The following is a 19901-nucleotide window of genomic DNA, read 5'->3' as shown; positions in this document are numbered from 1 at the left end:
CGTGTCAGTCATCGCAGGTCTCCGAACCGCTTGGGCTTGGGCGAAGTCGCCAGCTCGGTGAGCTGGTCGAGATGCTCCCGGGAGAGCACCTCGACCTCGATCACAATGCCGAACGCCTGGTGGAGGTGACGAGCGACTCGCTCCTTCAGATCGGCGGGGTCCACCTCAGGGGAGGCAACGGTGATGGAGGCGGTGAGGCTCTCGTTGACGCCGTCACGCCGTGCGGTGACGAAGTACTCCGAGGAGGCACCGTCGACGTCTGCGACCAGCGCTCCGACCCCTTCGGGCCAGACGTTGACGCCGCGGAGCTTCACCATGTTGTCGGCGCGCCCGGCGAACGGAGTCATCCGGCGCTGCCAACTTCCACACTCGCACTGCTCGCGGGGCATGAGCGCCGCAAGGTCGAGGGTGTTGTAGCGGAACTGCGCGCTTCCGGTCTTGTACATCTCCGTGATCACCAGCGACCCCAACTCACCGTCAGGCAACTCTTCGCCCGTCTCGGGGTCGACGACCTGAGCGTGGAAGGCGTCCTCGAAGATGTGCAGGCCCTTGCGGGCGGGGCACTCGCTGGAGATCGTCTGCACCTCGTGGAACCCATAGGACCGAAGCACCGGCATGCCGTAGAGCTCCTCGACCGCCTCCTCGCTGCCGACGTTCATCGGCAGGCAGGTCAGCTTGAGGTCCTTGCGCAGGTCGAGGCCCATCGCCGCGGCCTCCTCTGCCAGCCGCACCATGTAGGGGCCGGTGGTCAGGATCGCCGATGCACCGTAGTCACGCGCAAGCTCCACCTGCTTTCGGGTGGAGGTGACATTGCCGGTGCTGGTCGTGATGACCAGGCAGTTGAGCCAACCCCATACCGCCTCATCGAAGATGAACGCCCCGTTGTGCAAGCCGTAGGACCAGCTGTTGAGGACCGTGTCGCCTGGACGAACCCCCTGCAGGTACAGGCCCCGAGCCATCAGAAGGGCCCCTGCTTCACGATCCCACGCGGTGTAGAGCGTCGGCCGCTGCTTGCCCGTCGTGCCGCCGGAAGAGTGGATGCGAAGAGGATTCGCCAACAGGTCGTCGATGTCGGCGCCCTGGTAGTTGCCCAGCGGAGGGTGCGCGTCGATGCTCGCCCGGATGTCGTCGACGTCGTAGGTGGGGAAGTCCCCGACATCGCTCAGCGCGACCAGGTCCTGGGGGCTGACCCCCGCGGCCTTCCATCGATCCCGGTGGAAGGGAATCTCGTAAGCTGCCACCGCACGACGCTGCAGGCGGGCCAGCTTCTTCCGGTCGATCTCGTCGGGCTCATCGAGCCACGCACCGGTGAAGTACTCGGGCGGCGGCGGAAAGAGTCGCGCGAGCTCGTCATGGTCCACCATCTGCGACGGTCGGCGGATTGTTTCAGGCACAGGAATGGTTCCCTTCATAGGAGGCGCCAACTCAGCAACGTCGCCGGAAGCGGGTCGCCGTCGATGGCGGTCAAAGCAGGATCGGTCGGGTGAGGATCGAAGTCAGGGACGACAATCGCTCCGGGCCGGAGAGCTGTCGGGTCGCCACGGAGGGTTCCCGGAAGCATCAGGTCCTCCTGGGCGTCGAGTCGCACGAGGACGGTGGTGTAGGGAACAGCTGGGCCTGGAGCGAACGGCCGCTCGGTGACCACCCAACTCACCACGCTTCCTCGTCCGAGGTCCCATACCCAGTCAGCTGCGAACGAGAAGCAGCTATTGCAGATCTCACGTGGCGGCCACCGGTAGGTCTGACATGCGGTGCACCGCTGGAGCAGCACCACCTGCTCGGTCAGCGCTCGCCACCACGGGACCGAGTCCCAATCGGGGTTGATCGGCGCTGCGCTCATGACGCGCACCTCAACAACAGCGCCGACGACGCGCCGGAGGTCAGTCCGGGCTGTCCGGTGGACAGCGCCACCTGTGCGTTCGGCACCTGCCGTTCGCCGGACAGTCCTCTGAGCTGCATGACGGCCTCCTGCACATGGTTCAGACCGTGGGCGTAGCCGCCGGACAGGTGGCCGCCATGGGTGTTCACCGGAAGCCGCCCCTTGGGCCTGGTGTGGCCCTCGCGGATGAACTGCGCAGCCTCCCCCGGCCGGCAAAATCCGTAGCCCTCGAGTTGCATCAGCACCAAGGGCGTGAAGGCGTCATAGATCTCGGCAACGTCGACGTCGCCGATGCTCAGCCCCGACTGCCGCCAGAGCCGTGCGCCGATCTGGGCGGCTGCCGTGCGGGAAGGATCGGTGGAACCGTTCGAGAAGGTGTTCTGCCCCCCGCCCCACGCTGCCGCCGCGATCAGGACCGGCACCTGTCGCAGGTCCCGAGCGCGTTCGGCCGAGGTCACCACTAGCGCGACACCGGTGTCGGTCTCCAAGCAGCAGTCATACAGACGCAGCGGGTCGGCGATCATCGGAGCCGCCATGTAGTCGTCCAACGTCAACGCCCTGCGCTGCATCGCGTTCGGGTTGCGCGCGGCGTACCAGCGCTGCGCGATCGCCACCTCGGCAAGATCCTCACTGCTGACGTCCACAGCATTCATGTAGGCACGCGCCGCCATGGCGAACATCTGCGGGGGTACCGCGTAGCCGTGCGGAGTCAGGTACTGGAACTCCTCACCGCCAGGCGGCGCCTGCCCGGTACCCCCCATCCGGCGGCCAGAACGGGAGTTCAAGGACCGCCAGCACACGACGACCTCTGCCTGGCCGGTGGCGACCGCCATTGCCGCCTGCCCGATCACCGAATGCGACGTGCTGCCGCCGCCGAACTGATCGTTGAAGTAGGCCAGATCCTTGATCCCGAGTGTCTGTCCTACGACAGCAACCGAGGCCGAGTCGTTGATCCGATGTGTCGCGAGGCCGTCGACGTCGCCAGGTGTCAGGCCGGCGTCCGCCAGCGCAGCGGTGATCGACCGGAGCGCGAGTGCAAGGGTGGTGGCGCCCGAGTTCTTGAAGTAGGGGGTCGTCCCGACACCCACGATCGCTGCCCGGTCGCGGAAGGGATGGATCGTCATCGGGCCGCCTGCTCGTCCGCTGCAAGAGTCGCGATCGGTTTGTCGGTATGGCCCAGGAGCAGCGTGATCGTCGAGGAGACGCACAGAGCGTCCGACGCATCGACGATCGTCACGCTCACCTCGACAGCCGGACCGCGCAAAGGTCGGCCCGGCAGCGACTCCGTCGAGACGCTGGTCACCTCACCGCGGATCCGCACCGTGTCTCCTGCGCAGATCGACTCGCGCATCGTCAGGGTGCGCTTTGCGAGAAACGCCCGCGGCCCTGCCCATGACGTCACGAACCGGTCGAGCAGGCCGGCGATCGGCCCGGTCGCCAGGTACACATCGCGACGGCCTTGGCTCTGCGCGTAGGCAGTGTCGGTGTGCCCGCGGAAGAAGACGTTCGTTGCTGCTGCGCTCATCACCACCATGGTGTGGTCGACGTCGAGCGTCACCTCGGGGAGCTGCTCTCCTACCTGGGGGACGTTGCCAAATACGTCAGGAGCCATGATCCGTCCTCTCCAGACAGATGCGAAGTATCACGTTGCGCACCATGGCCACAGGCTCGCCGTTGCTCCTGCGGTACCAGGCCGCAACGGTGAGGAAATGGCCGCGACCTGCCCCGGTCGTCTTCTCCGTCGAGATCGACTCGACCACCTCGGTGACGGTGAGTTGGTCTCCCACGCGTAGATGGTCGAAGAACTCGATCTCGTTGTGCACGTTGATCATCGACTCCCCGGGAAGTGGGACGGTGATCAGGAAGGTGCCGACCGCGGGCCTGCGCATGACCTCCGGGAGCCAGTGGTGGGCGACCGCCCAACTCATCAAGGTAGCCGGCGGAACGACCGCTCCGCCGGCGACTTCATCGGCGACCTGGCTGTCCCACCACAACGGGTTCCCGTCCTGGACGGCGGCGGCGAACTTTCTGCCCGCCGCCAGTTCGACGGGGAAGTCGGCAGTGCGTGGCTCGCTGACTCTGCCGAGCCAGGTCAGTGCCTCCTCGTAGGTTCCGGTTCGGATTCCGTACTCGCCGCTGTCGGTCATCGCTGGACACCTGCCCACTCGGCGAGGATCTTGCCACGGTGCTGGTCGAGAGCCGGCGCCGCCGCGGGCAGCGCCAATCGGTTGCCATCGACCTCTGGAATGACGGCAGGGGCCAAGATCCGACCGGCTTGCGGATCCTCGAGATGCTCGAAGACCTTGCGTGCGCGGTTCTGTGGCGACCCGATCACCTCAGCGACCGTAACGTTGAGAGCGGCGGCCACGCCTTGGCGGTGCGCTGCCTCGAGCAGCTCCGTGGCGGTGAAGTCCCGCGAGAACGCGGCAAGGTCGACGCCGGGGTCGGCGAGCTCCCCGGGCGTGCACCCCAACACCTGAGCAACGGCAGCACGCTGCTCGTCGCTGGGAGCTGAAACGGTCACCCAGCGCTCGTCCTCAGTCGGCAGGACCCGACGCCACAAGCCGGGCTCGTCCATCGCGGTGCCCCGCATCCAGACCTCGCCTCGTGCGTGGTGGAGCGCCGCCTGCGGCTCGAGGAAGCGGAAAACCGACTCGAACAGGGCGATGTCGAGGCTCTGCCCCCCGGTCGCCGCCTCATCTCTTTCGTACAGCGCGGCAAGACTGCCGAACACACCGAACATCGCGCTGAACGCGTCGGCGACCGGAAAGCCGGTGTGCTGGGGACGTTCGCCCGGATACCCGGTCAGGTTCGCCATGCCACAGAAGGCCTCCGCGTTGCGGCCGAAGGCCCGCCGTTTGCTGATCGGCCCGCTCTGGCCGTATCCGCTGATCTCGATCGCCACCAGGTTCGGGTTCCGCTGCAGCAAGGCCGCCGCGTCGATCCCCAGCTTGGCAGCCACTCCTGGGACGAAGTTCCCGACCACCACCTGCGCGGCATCGGTCAGCGACATGAACGTCTGACGGTCGGCTTCGTCCTTGAGGTCGAGCGCGATCGAGCGCTTGCCGCGGCCTAGCATGCTCCACCACACCGAATGGCCATCCTTGAGCGGCGCCTGCCGACGGAAGAGGTCACCGTCGACCGGTCGTTCCACCTTGACCACATCGGCACCTAGGTCTGCCATCAAGGTGGCCGTCAGCGGCCCTGCAATGACGTTCCCGTTGTCGATCACGCGAAGGCCTGCCAGGGGAGCCACCGTTCCCGCCGTCTCGGGCGCCGAGACGCGGCCCGGCGCCCGCGACGTCCACGTCGAAAGCACCGCCGCGCGGTCCGCATCCAATGCCGGGCCTGGGGACCGGACTTCACCGGGCGTGCGCGAGAAGCGCACCGCCGCACCGGGCATCCGCAGAACGCCATCCGTTGTGGGAACCTCGACCAGCACCCCCCGCGCTGCGTACTGCGGATCCTCGAAGATGCGGTCCATCGCAAGGATTGGAGCGATCGGGACTCCGTGTTCCTGCATCGAGGCATCCGCCTGCGCATACGTGTGGGTCGCGAAGTACTCGCCGATCACACGCTCCAGCTCATCACGGTTCGCCACCCGGGCGACGTTGGTGTCGAACCGCGGGTCGGAAACCAGGTCAGGTCGTTCGATCGCGTTCAGGAAACGCTCCACGACGCCCTGGGTATTGCCGGTGAAGGACATCCAGACCCCGTCCGAGGTCTGCCAGCGATTCGTCGGAACTTGGTAGGGCGAGGTGCTTCCATTGCGCTCGGCCACCCAACCGAGCTGGTCGTGGAACGCGGATATGAAATCGAGGATCCGGGTCAGTACCTCGCTGTGGGCCAGCTCCGCATGCCCACCACGGCCCGGCGTCCCATGGTTACGACGGTAGACCAACGACATCGCCGAGACCGCGCCCATCAGCGCGCTTGCCGCCGAGCTGACCGTGTAGTCCGAGTGCAGCGGTGCCGCATCCGGGTCACCGGTGATCTCCGCCAGGCCGGCGCTCGCTTCTGCGCATATTTCGTCGCTCGGGGCCCGGCTGTCGGGGCCGCGGGTTCCCTCCGGAGACATCATCAGCGTGACCAGTCCTGGGTTCTCGGCTCGCGCCCGGACCAGGTTCTCGCCCCACGCTCCCGGGCACGCCGAGGACAAATCATCGACCAGCACGTCCGCTGCTCGCGCCAGTCCGAGCGCCAGCTCCGACTCCGTTTCGAGCACACGCACGCTGCGCAGGTTGCGGGCCCTGCTCGCCCACCAGAGCGCACTGCGCTCAGCGCCGCGAAGCACCCTCCGCTCGCTATGGCCACCATCCGGCTCGAGCAGAACCACGTCTGCTCCCCAATCTGCAAGCAGAGCACCGGTCAGCAGCGCGGCACGAGATCCGCCCGAGACGAGCACCCGGAGGGTCCGTAGCGGCCCACGCCGCCCGCCTGCGCCGACGCTCATCACTGCGCGTCGAATCCGGCCAGCACCTGCGCGGTGGAGACTACGCGTCCCAGCATCGGGAACACGTTCTCGACAGGGAAGCGATGCAGGTCCGGACTCATCGATGCCATCGCGTCCTCGACCAGGAGCTGCGCGTAGCCGTGGTCGTTGGCGGCACGCGCGGTTGCCTCGACCCCGCCGTGGGTGGCGATCCCACCGACCACGAGAGTCGTCACGCCGAGCCGCCTGAGGATGAGGTCGAGATCGGTTCCGTGAAAGGCGGAGAACGCGTGCTTGTTGACGACGATGTCGGAGGCATGATTCCCCAACCGCGGGTCCGGCGAGTCCCAACCCTCAGGCGGGGAGAAGCTCATGTCTGCGTCGGCCGGGACCCTGTTCTGCAACTCGTTGCCGCGTCCGTAGCCGACCCTGACGAAAATGACCCGACGACCGCTCGCACGAAATGCATCCGCCAGTTCCCGCGCTTTCCCCATGACCTCCGCCACCGAATGCGGGAACGTCTTAAACATCTCGCTACCGGATTGAAGGTCAACTAGAAGGAGTGCCGATGATACAGGAAGTGTGATCACGTTAATTATCCAATCTCGCTCAAATCGGGAGCGAAAACAATGCCGCCAATAAATCTGAGATTGCGTCAGATATGAGGACTCTAGAATTCCTTCAACGGTCTGTCAATCGAAATCCGGGAACGAGACCGACACCATCTCCACCGTCGAAGAAATGCACCTCGACCTCCAAGCCAATAGCAATGGAGTCGGGCGAATCGCAGGGGAGTTCGCCCACCATGCGGACCCCCTCTCGGAGCTCCACGGTTGCCACCGCGTAGGGCGTGCGCCCCTGCCAGGCCGGGTGGAACGCATGGTGCGCCACCGAGAAGCTGTAGATGGTCCCGCTCCCGGAGACTGATTGCCAGTGCCACTCCCCCGATCCGCAGCCGTAGCACCGGACCTGAGGGTAGTGCCGATGCAGATCGCACGAGTCGCACTGCTGTACAACCAGTTCGCCGTTCTTCGCGAACTCCCAGAACTCCTGGGCCAAACGACTGTCCGCCGCCACTGGACGCGCCATCACAACCCCCGCCCCAAGACTGCCACTGCGCCGTCGAAGAAGCCGCCCTCATTGGCGACCACCACGTTGCGACAATCCGCGATCTGGCGCACGATCTCGACACTCCCCCGCAATTGGCGAACCGCCTCGATAACGTGATTGACACCGGACGCATGCCCCTCGCCCAATGCGCCACCGTGCGGATTGACCGGGGTCCGACCGTCGAGTCGTATGTGCCCCTCCTCGACGTATGGCCCGCCTTCACCGAGCCCGACCACCCCCAGCGCTTCCAGGGCGGCGATCACATACCAACTGAAGCCCTCATGGATGATCAGGCAGTCGGCGTCGTCGATCGTTAGGTCCGCCATCCTGAGCGCACGAGCGCCGGCGTCACGCAGCCCCTCGACGACCGTCATGTCCTGCTTCTCCGTCAAGGAGGTGGGTCGCGCAGTATGCGACGACGCGATGCCGACCACCTCGACCACCTCGCGGCGCAGGTCACGGGCGCGTTCGACGGTGGTCACGATGATGGCGCCCGCCCCGTCGGATTCGAGGGAGCAGTCGAACAGCCGAAACGGCGAGGCGATGATGCGCGAAGCCTGGTGCTGCTCCAAGGTCAAGGTCTTCGAGTACATGAGTGCATGCGGATTGAGGTTCGCGTTGTTGCGGCTGTTGACAGCGACATGGCCCAACTGAGCGCTGGTGGTGCCGTACTGGTGCATGTGCCGTTGGGCAGCCTGTGCGAACCACTGCACCGCGCCGACGTTGCCCATCGGGACTTCGAAGTCCCGCATCGTCTCCATCGCCGGTGACCACACGGCCTGCCCAGTGGAGATCCGCTCCCCGGAGTAGCCGCGACGCCCGCATGGCAGGAGTACGTAGTTGGCCTGCCCCGTCGCCAAGGCCATGCACGCGTTCTGAAGGGACGCCAGAAAGCTCGCTCCGCCCATCGGAATCGTGACGCTGTAGCGGACCTCGCCCAGCCCCAGGTTCTTCACGAATTCCTCGACCGGCCTGCCGGCCAGGGAGTTCGGCACGATGCCGTCGATGTCGCTGGGCGAGATGCCAGCGTCGGCAATCGCGGCCAACGACGCTTCCAGGTGCAGCTCGAACGTGCTCCTCTCGGTGCCGCGCACGAACGCGGTGTCGCCGACTCCGACGATGGCGCAGGTGGATCCCAGGCTCACCGCGAGCCTCCTGCGATCACGTCGGCCCCGTATCGGCGTAGCGAGTCGAGGAGCGCGGACTGGTCCGACGGATCGAACTTCACCATCGTCCAGGTCACTCCGACCTCGGCGAGCTCGGCCAGTTGTGCCAAGTGCCGGTCACGGCCGGCTCCATCCACAGCGGACTGGCCGTCCAACTGGACATGCACGTCGACGGAGAGCGGGTCCCGGCCGCAGCCGGCAACCAGGCCGCGGAGCTCCCCGATCGCTTCCGCGAGCTGATCCACTGTTTCCAGGGCAATGGCACCGGAGGCGGCACCTTGAGGACCGGGGCCGAAGACCGGCGCCCACCCCGACCCGAACCTTGCGACCCGCCGCAGGGCGCGCCTGCTGTTGCCACCGATCCAGATCGGCGGTGGCCCTTCAGCCGGCAGGGGAGACATCACGACATCTGCAGCGTCGAAGTGTCGCCCTCGTACTGTCAGCGGTTCGCCGGTCCAGCTTCGGGACACCACTGCAAGCGCCTCGTCGAGGAGGTCCGCCCGCGCCGCATGCTCGACGCCCAACGCCTCGAACTCCGAGCGCAGGTAGCCGCCACCGACGCCGGCGATCAGGCGGCCGGCGGAGAGCATCTGCAGTGTGGCCAGCGTCTTCGCGGCGGCAAGGGGATTCCGGTACGGGAGCACCATCAGGTGCGAGAGCAGGCTGATCCGCTCGGTGTGCGCAGCAGCGAAGGCAAGAATCGCCGTCAGATCGAAGGTGGGATGCCCACCGTTGCGCATCCACTTCGCCGAGGGCGCCGGGTGTTCGCTGAAGCCGACGGCGCTGAAGCCGGAGACTTCCGCCGTCTGCAGGAAACCCCTGATATTGGACGGATCGAGCAGGCGCGCGTCGTATCCGGCGTGTTCGATGGGGTACTGGAGACTGAACTTCATCACTCTCCACCTCTCGTGCTCGGGAAGTGGCACGCGACGAAGTGCCCCTCCACGCTCTCCCGGACCTCAGGCTCGCTGACGGCACACAGTTCCTGCGCCTGCGGGCAACGGCTACGGAACCGGCACCCCGGGGCATCGCCGCTCGTCGACGCCGGCTCACGGAGGCCGAGCGGCGCTGCCTCGACCGCGACCGGCCGCGGGACGGGGATCGAGTCGATGAGCAGCCGAGTGTAGGGATGCTGCGGATCACCGAACACCTCGTCGGGGGTGCCGACCTCACACACCCGCCCGAGATAGAGCACCACGATGCGATCCGAGACGTTCTTGACGACGGCGAGATCGTGGGCGATGAAGATCATGCTGAGCTGGTAGCGATCCTTCATGTCCTCGAGCAGGTTGAGGATCTGCGCCTGAACCGAGACGTCCAACGCCGAGACCGGCTCATCGCAGACGAGGACGTCGGGGCGAAGCACGAGGCTCCGAGCGATCGAGACCCGCTGGCACTGGCCGCCGGACAAGGTGTGCGGGAGGCGGTCTGCAACCGTCTGCGGATCCAGCCCGACTGCGTGGAGCACCTCCGAAACCAGCGCTTCACGCGCTGGGCCGGACTCCTTGCCCCAGACGTCGAGACCTGCGCCGACGAGTTGTCGTACCGTGCGCCGTGGGTTCAAGGACGAGTGGGGGTCCTGGAGCACCATCTGCATGCCAGCGCGTGCCGACCTCATCGCTGCTCCCCGAAGCTTTGTCAACTCGACACCCTTGAAGCCGACCGTGCCCTCGTCAGGACGCGGAAGCTGCATCACCGCGCGCGCCGCGGTGGACTTTCCACATCCCGACTCGCCCACGATGCCTAGAGTCTCGCCGGCCAGAAGGTCGATGCTCAGCCCTTCGATCGCAGCGTGGCGCTTGCGCCCCAAGCTGGCATAGGTGACGGTCAGGCCCTCGGCTCGAAGAACGACGTCACCCGACGACCGCAAGTGCGCGGTACCGGTTCCCGCCACGTCACTGCCCTCCCGCGTTCACAGACGGGACAGGCTCGATGGGATGGTGGCAGGCGAAGCCACGCAGCCTCTGGTTGTCGAAGTGGAACATGGGCTCTTCCTTCTCGCAGGTGGGATCGGTCACGGCGCAACGCGGGGCGAACCTGCACCCAGGCTCCAGCGCTAGAAGGTTGGGCGGGGTGCCGTTGATCGTGGCCAGACGGGTGTGGGAGTCAAGAGCAATGTCCGGGGCGGATGCGAGAAGCGCGCCTGTGTACCGATGGCGGGGATCGGCGAAGACCTCACTCGCCGGCCCTGCCTCGACCAGGCGCCCGGCGTACATGACTCCGAGGCGATTCGCGCGCCCGGCGACCACGGCGAGATCGTGGCTGATCAGGATCATCGCCATTCCGGACTCTTGCTGAAGGCGCTGGAGCAGATCAAGGATCTGTTTCTGCACTGTCACGTCCAGTGCCGTCGTTGGTTCATCGGCGATGAGTAACTTGGGCGAGCACGACAGCGCGATCGCGATCGAGACCCGCTGGCGCATGCCGCCGGAGAGCTGATGGGGGTACTGGTCGAGGCAACGCTGGACATCGACGATCCCGACTCGATCCAGCAGGTCCGCAGCGTCTCGTCGCGCAGCCGACCGGCTCTTGCCGAGGTGGAACCGGATCGGGTCGATGATCTGCTGTCCGATCTTCTTCACCGGGTTGAGTGACGTCATCGGATTCTGAAAGACCATCGCCATCTCCGGACCCCAGAAGTGGCGCATCTCCTTTTTGCCGCGCCGGGCCATCGGGACGTCGTCGAAGATCACGTTGCCCGCGACCTCCGCCGAGCGAGGCAACAGGTTCATGATCGAGCGGACCAGAACCGATTTCCCCGAGCCGGATTCGCCGACGATTCCGAGCGACTCGCCAGGTCGCACGACCAAGGAGACGCCATCCACGGCGGTGACCGGGCCGACATTGGTCGCGAACGTCGTGCTGAGGTCACGCACCTCGAGGATCGGAGTCCTACTCTGCTCACTCATACCTTCGCCTCTCGCGGATCCCAACGACTTTGCGCACGCTCGCCCAGCACATTGAGTGCGTAGACGGTCAGGAACATGCAGGTACCCGGGACCAGAGCTAGGTGCGGCGACGTACGAAGTTTGCTGACGTCGGCCTCCGCGATCATGTTTCCCCAGGTGGGCTGCGGGGGCTGGAGCCCCAGACCGAGGAAGGAGAGCGATCCCTCGGCGATGATGAGCATCGCAACGAGCAGGAACGCATAGCTGAGGACCGGTACCGCGACCCCCGGAAGCACCTCCCTGAGAATCAGCCAGCGTGGACGTGCTCCGACCGCTTTCATGGCCAGTACGTAGTCCCGCTTGGAGATCGACATCGCGCTGGCACGAGCCAACCTAATGACCGCAGGCGTCGTCACGGCCCCGAGTGCGGCGCCGGTCTTGAGGACCGCCTCCAGTGTCGTCTCCGGCGGCCCGAAGGCAGCCGCCAGTGCGATCAGCAGGATCAGCGGGGGGATCGAGATCACCGCGTCGGTGGCGACGCTCGTCATGGTGTCCGGCCAGCCCCGGTAGTAGCCGGCTGCTGTGCCCACGATCCCGCCGACGACGACACTCACCACCACGGCGAAGAGTGCGATGCTCAGACTGACCCGAGCACCATGGATGACCTGCGCAAGCGTGTCCAACGCGTAGCTGTTGGTGCCCAACGGATGCGCGGAGAGAAGATCGACCGGGCGACCCGCTGAATCGTCGATGGTGGCCGCCGTGTCGATGTGCTCGCCCAAAGGGAGCGCATCAGCCAGCAGCACCACGCCCAGCACGAGGATCATCCACGACGCGGCCAACCAGGCAGCGGTGTCGATCGCTCGGCCCGTCCCCAGTTCGACGAGACCGACCACGCCCTGCGTCAGCAGCCACAGCCCGGCCACGACCGCGAGGATCATCGCCGGTCCGTCGATGACACCGATCTCGGCCACGCCGCAGGCGAGGGCCCCGAGACCCACGCACACCTGCAACACGCGCACCAGAATCCGCCAACTCGACCTACTCTTGTGCTCAGGCATTTCGCGTCCTCGGATCCACGTAGGCATGCAGTGCATCAACCGACAGGTTGGCTGTGACATAGACCAGCGCAATCACGAGAACCCCGCCTTGAACCAGGGTGTAGTCGCTCGAGCGCGCCCCATCCACGATCGCCGTGCCCATGCCGGGCAGGGCGAAGATCTTCTCGACGATCACCGAACCGCCGATCAGGCGGCCCAAACTCAATCCAGCCATCGTCAGCAGCGAGGAGAGCGAAGGGCGCAGAGCCTCGCGCAGGAGGATGTGTCCGGTCGGCATGCCCTTGGCACGTGCCGAGAGGATGAAGTCCTCACGCAGGGTCTGCATCAGGTCAGCCCTGAGCAGCCGGGTGAAGATGGCGATCTCGCCGATCGCCAGCGTCAGGATCGGAAGCATCGCATAACGCAGGTTGTCGATGAGGCCGTACTCGCTCGGCCGGGCCCACTGACCTATCGGGAACCACTGCAGATGCACCCCGAACAGGAGCAGGACCAAGATCCCGACGAGGAAGTTGGGTACCGAGATCATCGCGAACATGGTCGACGAGGTGACCCGGTCGAACCGGCCGCCGGACCAGTACGCCGACAACAATGCCAAGGGAACGGAGACCATAACTGCGAGCAGGAGGGCCAGACCCGCCAACTCCAGATTGACCGGCAGCGCCTCCGTCAGACGCTCAACCACGGTCTGGGACGGGACGGTGATGCTGCGGCCGAGGTCTCCGGTCACGGCATCACCCAGCCAGTGGACGTAGCGAACCGGAAGCGGCTCGTCCAGGTTGAGCTGTTCGCGGATCTCTGCATACTCCTCGGCGGTCGCCTCAGCGCCGGCAATCTGGATTGCAGGATCCCCCGGGACCAGATCCACGAGTAGGAAGGTGCCGATCGAGATCAGCAGCAGCATCGGCACCAGTAACAGCAGTCGCCTCAGCAGATTCTTCATTATGCCTCCGGGTAACGAGACCGAACCTGACGAGTCGGTACCGATAGTGGGGACGGCGGACCGGAAGGCCATCGCCTTCTCGGCCCGCCAGCCGTCAAACGCCTTGGTTCCCTAGGTGAAGCGAACGCGGGTCAGAACCGCAGCGCCCACTTGGCCGCAGCCGCGAGCTCGGGGTCTTCGCTGTCGAGGAGACTGCGCAGCCAGCGCTCCTGCTCCGGATCCGTGTCCTCGACCGTCGCGAAGCCCATCTCGTCCGTCCGGCTGAAGATCTCCACCGTGACCAGACCCTCGGGGCCGACCGTGTAGGGGCCGTATGGCTCGTTGGGCTTGGTCACCATGATGTCGCCGGGACCGAGCTCACGATCACCGCTCATCACGCTTCCCTTGATGATCGCCTCGAAGCGGTAACAGTTGTGCATGTGACGCCACAGCAGGTAGCCCGGAGGCATGTAGAGGACCGAGGCCATCGGCGTCGCGCCGTCGTTCGGATCGCCCAGCGGGAAGCGCGCCATCGTGAGGTCCATCGCCTCGGCCAACTTGCGGCTGAAGGAGGTCTCTTCGTCCTCGGGGCCGATGCCCCAGAAGCCCTCGTCGTCAATGTTGTAGTAGCTCATCGAACTCTCCGTTTCCTCAGTTGATCCAGGCCTGGTCGAGGTAGACCTCGGTGACCTGATTGGCGTAGATGCCGTGCACGTTGTTCGCCCAAGCGACCCGCTCCTCCATGGCGCCTTCGACAACCCACGGCATGCCCTCGTCGAAGGCGGTACCGACCTTGGCGATCGCCGCCTGCTTCTCCTCGGTGGTCACGGACGCGAACATTTCGTCCAATGCGGCATCCAGGGCATCGTTCTGGTAACCGGTGCGGTTGCGTAGGGAATCACTGCGCAAGTTGGTCCGAATGGCCATGATCCCGGCGTCATCCGGGCCGACCGGGAGACCGCCGAGCACCAGGTCGAAGTCCTGCTTGACGTTCGTCTGCTCGATCAGCTGCGCCTGCTCGAACTCCTTGACCTCGGTCGACATCCCGACCGCGTCGAGCATCGCCTTAAGGGCCTGCATGCGCTGTCGCTCGGGACCTGCGCCGAACAAGCGGATCTTGCCGTTCCACCCGGCAGCCTTGGCCTCGGCAACGAGCGCCTTTGCTTGCTCCCGATCGAAGCCTGCGACGTCGCCGCCGGGGCCGAATGGGTAGTCGTCGGTGAACATGCCGTCGGCGACGATCGCCTTGCCGCCATAGACACGGTCGTTTAGCTGGTTCCGGTCGATCGCTGCGTTGACGGCCTTGCGTACGCGCACGTCGTGGGTAGCGGCGCCGGGACGCGCGTTCATCATCAGGTTGCGCCCCATCTCCTGGACCGCCGAGTAGCCCTCCAGGTCCACATCGTTGACGATCGCGATGGCTGACGGAGAGCGCAGGAAGGCAGCCTGGATCTGGCGTGACTTCAGGGCCTCGGCGGTGGTGTCGCTGCCGCTGTCGCTAAAGCTCACGAACTTGAGCGCGTCGAGATACGCCGCGCCGCGGTAGAAGGCGTCGTTGCGGACGAGGTCGGCGCTCTCTCCCGGGCGGAAGGAGGAGACCTTGAACGGGCCAGCCCCCACGGGACTCTCTCCGTACTTGCACTCGGCGAGGAGGCCGTCCTCGGGGCACGCTTTGCGAACCGCCGTCGGCGACGGGACCATGCCGGGCTCGCCCGCCAGGATCATCGGCATCCCGGGCCAACCGTTGGGGGTCGTGATCGTCAACGTGAGGTCGTCAACCTGCTCGACGTCGCCGACGAGCGTCATGTAACCCTTGCTGCTGGTGTTCTGGGTCGGACATGCGCGCAGATCCTCACACCCCGGCGCGGTCTGGGCGCCCACTCGGTGGCGGTCCAGGCTGAACTTCACTGCGGCAGCGTCGTAGGGCGTGCCGTCGGTGAACTTGATCCCCGGCTTGATCTTCAGAGACCACTCTGTGAAGTCCTGGTTCGGAGTCAGTGACTCGGCCGTGCGAGGCTCGTAGCCATGCTTCTCAGGGTTCCAACGCATCACCGAGTCGTACACGGCCAGGAGCTCGATCCCGCCGGAGACGCCATAGCCGTAGTTGACGACTGGATCGAAGCTCATGGTGGGCATGAAGGTCGCGAAGGTCACCGAACCGCCGGACTGGGGCTCACCTCCGCCGCCCTTGTTGTCCGCTCCCGGGCCATCGCCCGAGCCACATCCAGCCGCCATTGCAGCAAGCGCCATCACCGCAAGACCGGCCATTCGTCGCTTCACGCTCTGCCTCATTGCCACCCCCAACTCATGTTCATGTGTTCCAGGTCACCGGGAACTTTGACCTACGGCAAACTGCAGTGTCAAGGATTTCTGACAAAGTCTCAGATTTTTTCTGAGAAGCTGTCAGAAGTGCCCACCTGATGCAATACTGCTGACATTGAAGCGGGTCGATTCGGAATCGCGACCAGCTCGCTTTGGCGACGATGAATCGCCCCTTGGCCCATTTCAAGGAAGGCGGAGCATGACCAAGATCTTCGACATGCATATTCACATCCTTCGCGATGCCCACCACGGCCAAGAGGTCCGGAACTACCTCCTCGCCGACCAGCCGGTCCCCCGCCACGTCGCGACGACGGGGACCGTGACTGAGACGCTCGAAATGATGCGGTCGACAGGAGTCGACCGAGCGAATGTAGTGATGTTCACCTGGACAGGCAGGTACTACCGCGACGGCCTTTACACGCTGCCTGACCGAGGAGACCTGGATGCCGCAGAGCACGAACTTCGCTCCCGGGTGGTCGGCCGCCTGATCGACAACAACAGGTGGGCGGAGGCGACGACACAAACCCACCCGAAGCTCGGATGGTTCTGTGGGATCGATCCCGTTCTGATGACCGAGGCGCAGCTGCTCGACGAGCTCGAGACCCGCTTGGCCGGCACTGCGACCGGAGTGGCGTTGATGCCACAAGACCTCGGCATCCGATGTGACGATCGGCGCCTATGGCCGGTCTATGACCACTGCAGCCGCCAGGGCACACCGGTGCTCATCGGCCTGAGCGGCGCCGGCCATAGGTTCGGACGCCCCCGTCAGCTGGCGCCCGTCCTGGCAGCATTTCCCGCCCTGAAGGTGATCCTGTCCCGCCTCGGCGACGAGTCCAGGTTCGGCGGACGCACGGACGACGAGGTAGTCATGCTCGCTCGGGCGTTCCCCGGAGTGCACGTCGACACCTCGATGCGCATGGCAGACGTAGCGCGCGGACTCGTCAGCCCCGACGCGGTGGTCCAGCATCTGCGCGCGGTCGGCGCCGACCGCGTCACCTATGGCAGCGGCTACTGCTTCAACGAACTGGTGCGCCAACCGACCAACGAGGACGCGAGAGGACCTCAGCACCGGTATCCCAACACCGTCCGAGCCGTCGAGACCCTACTCAGCCTGCCCCTGACGTCGACTGAGCTCTCCCTCATCGCCAGCGAGAACTTTCTCCGCCTGACCTCCAGATGATCCCCAAGGGAATCTCCGATTGACGCGCTCTCCCCCGGTTCCGGGCGGGCTCGCCGCCGGAGAAGAGCACGATGGGCCGCGCGATACCTCGCGCGGCCCATCGTCACAGGCAAGGGTCGCCAATCTCAGCGACGGAGCCTTCCTCAGACGCGATCGAGACTGAGCATACGAATGGCATTGCCCCGAAGAATCTTGTACTTCTCCTCGTCAGTCAGGCCCTGAAGGTGCTCCTCCGCAACCTTCTTCGTGTGCGGCCAAGTCGAATCAGTGTGCGGATAGTCTGTCTCGAATGTGATCGTGTCAATTCCGATCTTGTCTCGAGATTCGACTCCGTGATAGTCCTTAAAGAAGCAGCCGAATACATTACGTCGGTAGTAGTAGGAGGGCGGCTCGGGAGTCAGGCCCTTTGTGCCGATCCACGCACGGTGGTCCTCCCAGACAGCATCGGCACGCTCCAGCACGTAGGGCAGCCATCCGATCTGCCCCTCCGAATAGGCGAGCTTGAGTTCAGGGAACTCCACCAACTTGCCCGAGAAGAGCCAGTCCGCCAGCGACGCCATAGCATTGTTGAACGACAGCGTGGCCGCGACACCGTCCGGGGCATCACTTGACGTGGCAGGCATCCTCGACGACGAGCCGATATGCATGTTGATCGTCGTCGCCGTCTCCTCACATGCCCGGAAGAACGGGTCCCACTCGCCACTGTGAATACTCGGAAGCCCCAGGTGCGGAGGGATCTCACTAAATGTCACCGCATGCACACCGCGCGCCGCATTTCGGCGCACTTCGGCCGCGGCCAATTCAGCATCCCACAAGGGCACGATGATAAGCGGGATCAGCACACCGTTGCTGTCCCCACACCACTCGTCGACCATGTAGTTGTTGTAGGCCTCGATGCACGCGAGACCCAACTCACGGTCGCCGTTCTCAGTGAATGTCTGGCCGCAGAAGCGCGGGAATGTCGGAAAACAGAGGGAGCCGTCAACGTGGTTGTCCAGCATGTCCTTCACCCTGGCCTTGGGGTCATAGCAGCCCGGACGCATCTCGTCGTAGGTCATGGGCGTCATAGTCATCTCGTCGCGGCTGTAACCCGCCGCCGCAACGTGACGCTTGTGCACGTAGACCAGGTCCTCAAAGACCCAGACGTCCGCCTGTGGACCGCTGGGGTCCCAGGTGTGCTCGTAGCGACCGCCACCGACGTGGCGCATGGCACCAACACCCCGCCGTTCGACCCGCGGACCACGCTCCCGAAACTTCCTCGGCAGCCATTCCTGCCACAGGTGCGGCGGCTCCACGATGTGGTCGTCGACACTGATGATCATGGGAAGGTCGGACATAAACAGGCTCCTCGTCTTCAACTTCTGAGACACTCTCAGATCAGAGTCTGACACAACCTCAGATTTTCTGTCTAGCAGTTCCGAAGAACCTTGTTCGGCCACCAACTAATGGATAGGGTCTGCGACTATGTCTGAGACCGACGCGGAAGCTCGCCGCAACCAAGAGCAAGCAGTCCGCGCAACCGACGGACGGGTTCCCAAGCGAAGGGGACTCGCAACACGCCAGCGCCTTCTCGACGCCACCCGCACCGAATTGGGCAAGCGGGCGTACCGCTTCCTGACGGTGGCCGACATCGCTCGCGAGGCAGAGACCAGCCCCTCGACGTTCTACCAGTACTTTCCCCGAATCGACCTGGCGATCTTCGAGCTTGCGCAAGAAGTGATCCGGGACAAGAGCAGGCTTACGGTCATCGTTCAGGATGCAAGCTGGACGGGGGCCGATAGCCGCGCAGCGGCCCGCCGCCTCGCAGAGGAGTTCCTAAGCTTCTGGGAGGAGCACCGGGCAGTGCTCAAGGCGGTCGACATCCTGATGGGCGAAGGTGACGACCGCTTCTACGAGGCGCGGGTGAGTGTCCTCAGCGAACTGTCCTCTGCTTTCGAAGCGCAGGTCGAAGAAGGCGGCGTGGATCTTGCGCCCCCCGGAGATGCGAAGGCGGTGGGCGCCGTCCTGGTTTCGATGCTGGCACACGTCGCCGCATTCGAACCCGGTCTGACCTCCCGGGGCTACAGCAGAGAAGCCCTAGAGTCGGTGATGGCCGACATCATCGCCTCGATGATGCAGGGCGGAACCAACGCGCATACGACCTGATCGTTTCCTCGTCGGCACCCGCCGCACTCAACGCCTCTCCGGGCAGTTCTATACTGGACTCCACTTCTGCGACCGGGACCAACTTCATGGTCGGCTCAGCGGTCGACGGGTCGCTGCCGCGGCTGTGCTTGCGCTTGCGCTCGTCGGCGATCCAGGTGTCATGAAGGCGACCCAGTACCCGCGCGAGCATGTCGTGCCACTGGCCCGCGCCGAACCCCTCCAATGGACCGTCCTCGCCATACGCACTGGCCCACGCCATCCGCAACGCTTCCAGCTCCTGCGAAACGCCGGGAATCTCGACCCACCGTGCGGGGATCTTCTCGCCCAGCCGTAGGCGGTGCTCGGCCACGGCACCCACTCCTCTAGCGGAGCAACATCGGCGCCGACCGTCGCCCCTTCATCTCGAGTGGCGCCGCTAGGGGTGTTCTGCTCGATCCGATCTATCCGGTTCGTCAGCACCTCCAGGGTGTCGAACACCGCGGTGAAAAGCTGCTCCACGTCTGGGTTGTCGCTCATACCCGTGACTTCCGTCGCCATGACGATGATGGTGCTGGCGCGAACTCGGCATCAAACCTGGCGGCCGCCTCCGAGTTGATCCGTGAACGCAGCACATCATCGCGGTACCACGGCGTCGCCACGGACTCCAACGTCTCTCGCGACACCACAGCCAGCAACTCATCGCAAGGAAGCGCGCGGAAATAGTCCGGTGTGGCCAATGCCTCCGAGACCAGATGCCGCGACGTAGGGGTCTGCCCCCGGTCTGGTTGACACTCGGGGTGTGCGGTAGTCAGGCCGCGTC

20 protein-coding genes are annotated in these 19901 nt (G+C 65.2%); 2 read left to right on the top strand and 18 right to left on the bottom strand.

Annotation, left to right across the window (positions count from 1 at the left end; genetic code table 11):
• Positions 1 to 8: 8 nt before the first annotated feature.
• From ACLM5J_RS20310 to ACLM5J_RS20235, 16 genes are all read right to left on the bottom strand, one after another.
• A complete protein-coding gene (locus tag ACLM5J_RS20310; RefSeq protein WP_413658500.1) occupies positions 9 to 1394 on the bottom strand; it encodes a phenylacetate--CoA ligase family protein in 1386 nt (461 codons plus the stop codon).
• Between the two features lie 14 nt (positions 1395 to 1408).
• On the bottom strand, positions 1409 to 1840 hold the full coding sequence (locus ACLM5J_RS20305) for a Zn-ribbon domain-containing OB-fold protein (RefSeq protein WP_413658499.1): 432 nt from the start codon (positions 1838 to 1840) through the stop codon (positions 1409 to 1411).
• A complete protein-coding gene (locus ACLM5J_RS20300; RefSeq protein ID WP_413658498.1) occupies positions 1837 to 3003 on the bottom strand; it encodes a thiolase C-terminal domain-containing protein in 1167 nt (388 codons plus the stop codon). The genes ACLM5J_RS20305 and ACLM5J_RS20300 overlap by 4 nt, the downstream gene beginning before the upstream one ends.
• Positions 3000 to 3491 (bottom strand): hypothetical protein, encoded by a 492-nt coding sequence (locus ACLM5J_RS20295; protein ID WP_413658497.1) that lies wholly within the window; start codon positions 3489 to 3491, stop codon positions 3000 to 3002. Before ACLM5J_RS20295 ends, ACLM5J_RS20300 begins: the two co-directional genes overlap by 4 nt.
• Positions 3481 to 4026 carry a MaoC family dehydratase N-terminal domain-containing protein gene (locus tag ACLM5J_RS20290; RefSeq protein WP_413658496.1) on the bottom strand — a complete coding sequence of 182 codons (546 nt, stop codon included), beginning with the start codon at positions 4024 to 4026 and terminating at the stop codon, positions 3481 to 3483. The genes ACLM5J_RS20295 and ACLM5J_RS20290 overlap by 11 nt, the downstream gene beginning before the upstream one ends.
• Positions 4023 to 6332, bottom strand: coding sequence for a CaiB/BaiF CoA transferase family protein (locus ACLM5J_RS20285; RefSeq protein WP_413658495.1), 2310 nt, complete (start codon positions 6330 to 6332; stop codon positions 4023 to 4025). The genes ACLM5J_RS20290 and ACLM5J_RS20285 overlap by 4 nt, the downstream gene beginning before the upstream one ends.
• On the bottom strand, positions 6332 to 6901 hold the full coding sequence (locus ACLM5J_RS20280; protein WP_413658494.1) for an isochorismatase family protein: 570 nt from the start codon (positions 6899 to 6901) through the stop codon (positions 6332 to 6334). The genes ACLM5J_RS20285 and ACLM5J_RS20280 overlap by 1 nt, the downstream gene beginning before the upstream one ends.
• Before the next feature lie 91 nt (positions 6902 to 6992).
• Positions 6993 to 7400: a Zn-ribbon domain-containing OB-fold protein gene (locus tag ACLM5J_RS20275; RefSeq protein WP_413658493.1), complete on the bottom strand. Its 408-nt coding sequence runs from the start codon at positions 7398 to 7400 to the stop codon at positions 6993 to 6995.
• On the bottom strand, positions 7400 to 8566 hold the full coding sequence (locus tag ACLM5J_RS20270; RefSeq protein WP_413658492.1) for a thiolase C-terminal domain-containing protein: 1167 nt from the start codon (positions 8564 to 8566) through the stop codon (positions 7400 to 7402). The genes ACLM5J_RS20275 and ACLM5J_RS20270 overlap by 1 nt, the downstream gene beginning before the upstream one ends.
• Positions 8563 to 9480 carry a TIGR03619 family F420-dependent LLM class oxidoreductase gene (locus ACLM5J_RS20265; RefSeq protein WP_413658491.1) on the bottom strand — a complete coding sequence of 306 codons (918 nt, stop codon included), beginning with the start codon at positions 9478 to 9480 and terminating at the stop codon, positions 8563 to 8565. The genes ACLM5J_RS20270 and ACLM5J_RS20265 overlap by 4 nt, the downstream gene beginning before the upstream one ends.
• On the bottom strand, positions 9480 to 10481 hold the full coding sequence (locus ACLM5J_RS20260) for an oligopeptide/dipeptide ABC transporter ATP-binding protein (protein ID WP_413658490.1): 1002 nt from the start codon (positions 10479 to 10481) through the stop codon (positions 9480 to 9482). Before ACLM5J_RS20260 ends, ACLM5J_RS20265 begins: the two co-directional genes overlap by 1 nt.
• A 1-nt stretch (position 10482) precedes the next feature.
• Entirely contained in the window at positions 10483 to 11463 is a 981-nt protein-coding gene (locus ACLM5J_RS20255; RefSeq protein ID WP_413658489.1) for an ABC transporter ATP-binding protein, read from the bottom strand.
• Positions 11464 to 11492: 29 nt separating this feature from the next.
• Positions 11493 to 12536 carry an ABC transporter permease gene (locus ACLM5J_RS20250; protein ID WP_413658488.1) on the bottom strand — a complete coding sequence of 348 codons (1044 nt, stop codon included), beginning with the start codon at positions 12534 to 12536 and terminating at the stop codon, positions 11493 to 11495.
• Complete coding sequence (locus ACLM5J_RS20245) at positions 12529 to 13476, bottom strand: ABC transporter permease (RefSeq protein WP_413658487.1); 948 nt, start codon at positions 13474 to 13476, stop codon at positions 12529 to 12531. Before ACLM5J_RS20245 ends, ACLM5J_RS20250 begins: the two co-directional genes overlap by 8 nt.
• Positions 13477 to 13607: 131 nt before the next feature.
• Complete coding sequence (locus ACLM5J_RS20240) at positions 13608 to 14090, bottom strand: hypothetical protein (protein ID WP_413658486.1); 483 nt, start codon at positions 14088 to 14090, stop codon at positions 13608 to 13610.
• A gap of 16 nt (positions 14091 to 14106) precedes the next feature.
• Positions 14107 to 15735, bottom strand: a complete 1629-nt coding sequence (locus tag ACLM5J_RS20235; protein ID WP_413658485.1) for an ABC transporter substrate-binding protein — start codon at positions 15733 to 15735, stop codon at positions 14107 to 14109.
• A gap of 241 nt (positions 15736 to 15976) precedes the next feature.
• Here ACLM5J_RS20235 and ACLM5J_RS20230 point away from each other — a divergent pair, with 241 nt between their 5' ends.
• A complete protein-coding gene (locus tag ACLM5J_RS20230; protein ID WP_413658484.1) occupies positions 15977 to 16957 on the top strand; it encodes an amidohydrolase family protein in 981 nt (326 codons plus the stop codon).
• Between the two features lie 143 nt (positions 16958 to 17100).
• On the opposite strand, the gene ACLM5J_RS20225 is transcribed toward ACLM5J_RS20230, so the two are convergent.
• A complete protein-coding gene (locus ACLM5J_RS20225; protein ID WP_413658483.1) occupies positions 17101 to 18294 on the bottom strand; it encodes an amidohydrolase family protein in 1194 nt (397 codons plus the stop codon).
• 127 nt (positions 18295 to 18421) lie between these two features.
• Between ACLM5J_RS20225 and ACLM5J_RS20220 the strand changes: the two genes are divergently transcribed.
• Positions 18422 to 19102 (top strand): TetR family transcriptional regulator, encoded by a 681-nt coding sequence (locus ACLM5J_RS20220; protein ID WP_413658482.1) that lies wholly within the window; start codon positions 18422 to 18424, stop codon positions 19100 to 19102.
• Here the strand turns inward: ACLM5J_RS20220 and ACLM5J_RS20215 are convergent.
• Positions 19056 to 19451: a hypothetical protein gene (locus ACLM5J_RS20215; RefSeq protein WP_413658481.1), complete on the bottom strand. Its 396-nt coding sequence runs from the start codon at positions 19449 to 19451 to the stop codon at positions 19056 to 19058. The two genes, ACLM5J_RS20220 and ACLM5J_RS20215, sit on opposite strands and share 47 nt — an antisense overlap.
• Between the last annotated feature and the right edge of the window lie 450 nt (positions 19452 to 19901).

Origin of the sequence: Nocardioides sp. Bht2 (genome assembly GCF_047308515.1) — a bacterium.
Lineage (GTDB): Bacteria > Actinomycetota > Actinomycetes > Propionibacteriales > Nocardioidaceae > Nocardioides.
Note: the sequence above shows the minus strand (reverse complement) of the source record. Positions and strands in the feature narration are given on the sequence as shown.

What these genes read in the sequence shown, in the direction of transcription:
- ACLM5J_RS20305 (WP_413658499.1), bottom strand. Translation starts at nt 1,840, where the DNA reads ATGAGCGCAGCGCCGATCAACCCCGATTGGGACTCGGTCCCGTGGTGG.
- ACLM5J_RS20300 (WP_413658498.1), bottom strand. Translation starts at nt 3,003, where the DNA reads ATGACGATCCATCCCTTCCGCGACCGGGCAGCGATCGTGGGTGTCGGG.
- ACLM5J_RS20295 (WP_413658497.1), bottom strand. Translation starts at nt 3,491, where the DNA reads ATGGCTCCTGACGTATTTGGCAACGTCCCCCAGGTAGGAGAGCAGCTC.
- ACLM5J_RS20290 (WP_413658496.1), bottom strand. Translation starts at nt 4,026, where the DNA reads ATGACCGACAGCGGCGAGTACGGAATCCGAACCGGAACCTACGAGGAG.
- ACLM5J_RS20285 (WP_413658495.1), bottom strand. Translation starts at nt 6,332, where the DNA reads ATGAGCGTCGGCGCAGGCGGGCGGCGTGGGCCGCTACGGACCCTCCGG.
- ACLM5J_RS20275 (WP_413658493.1), bottom strand. Translation starts at nt 7,400, where the DNA reads ATGGCGCGTCCAGTGGCGGCGGACAGTCGTTTGGCCCAGGAGTTCTGG.
- ACLM5J_RS20265 (WP_413658491.1), bottom strand. Translation starts at nt 9,480, where the DNA reads ATGAAGTTCAGTCTCCAGTACCCCATCGAACACGCCGGATACGACGCG.
- ACLM5J_RS20250 (WP_413658488.1), bottom strand. Translation starts at nt 12,536, where the DNA reads ATGCCTGAGCACAAGAGTAGGTCGAGTTGGCGGATTCTGGTGCGCGTG.
- ACLM5J_RS20245 (WP_413658487.1), bottom strand. Translation starts at nt 13,476, where the DNA reads ATGAAGAATCTGCTGAGGCGACTGCTGTTACTGGTGCCGATGCTGCTG.
- ACLM5J_RS20240 (WP_413658486.1), bottom strand. Translation starts at nt 14,090, where the DNA reads ATGAGCTACTACAACATTGACGACGAGGGCTTCTGGGGCATCGGCCCC.
- ACLM5J_RS20230 (WP_413658484.1), top strand. Translation starts at nt 15,977, where the DNA reads ATGACCAAGATCTTCGACATGCATATTCACATCCTTCGCGATGCCCAC.
- ACLM5J_RS20225 (WP_413658483.1), bottom strand. Translation starts at nt 18,294, where the DNA reads ATGTCCGACCTTCCCATGATCATCAGTGTCGACGACCACATCGTGGAG.
- ACLM5J_RS20220 (WP_413658482.1), top strand. Translation starts at nt 18,422, where the DNA reads ATGTCTGAGACCGACGCGGAAGCTCGCCGCAACCAAGAGCAAGCAGTC.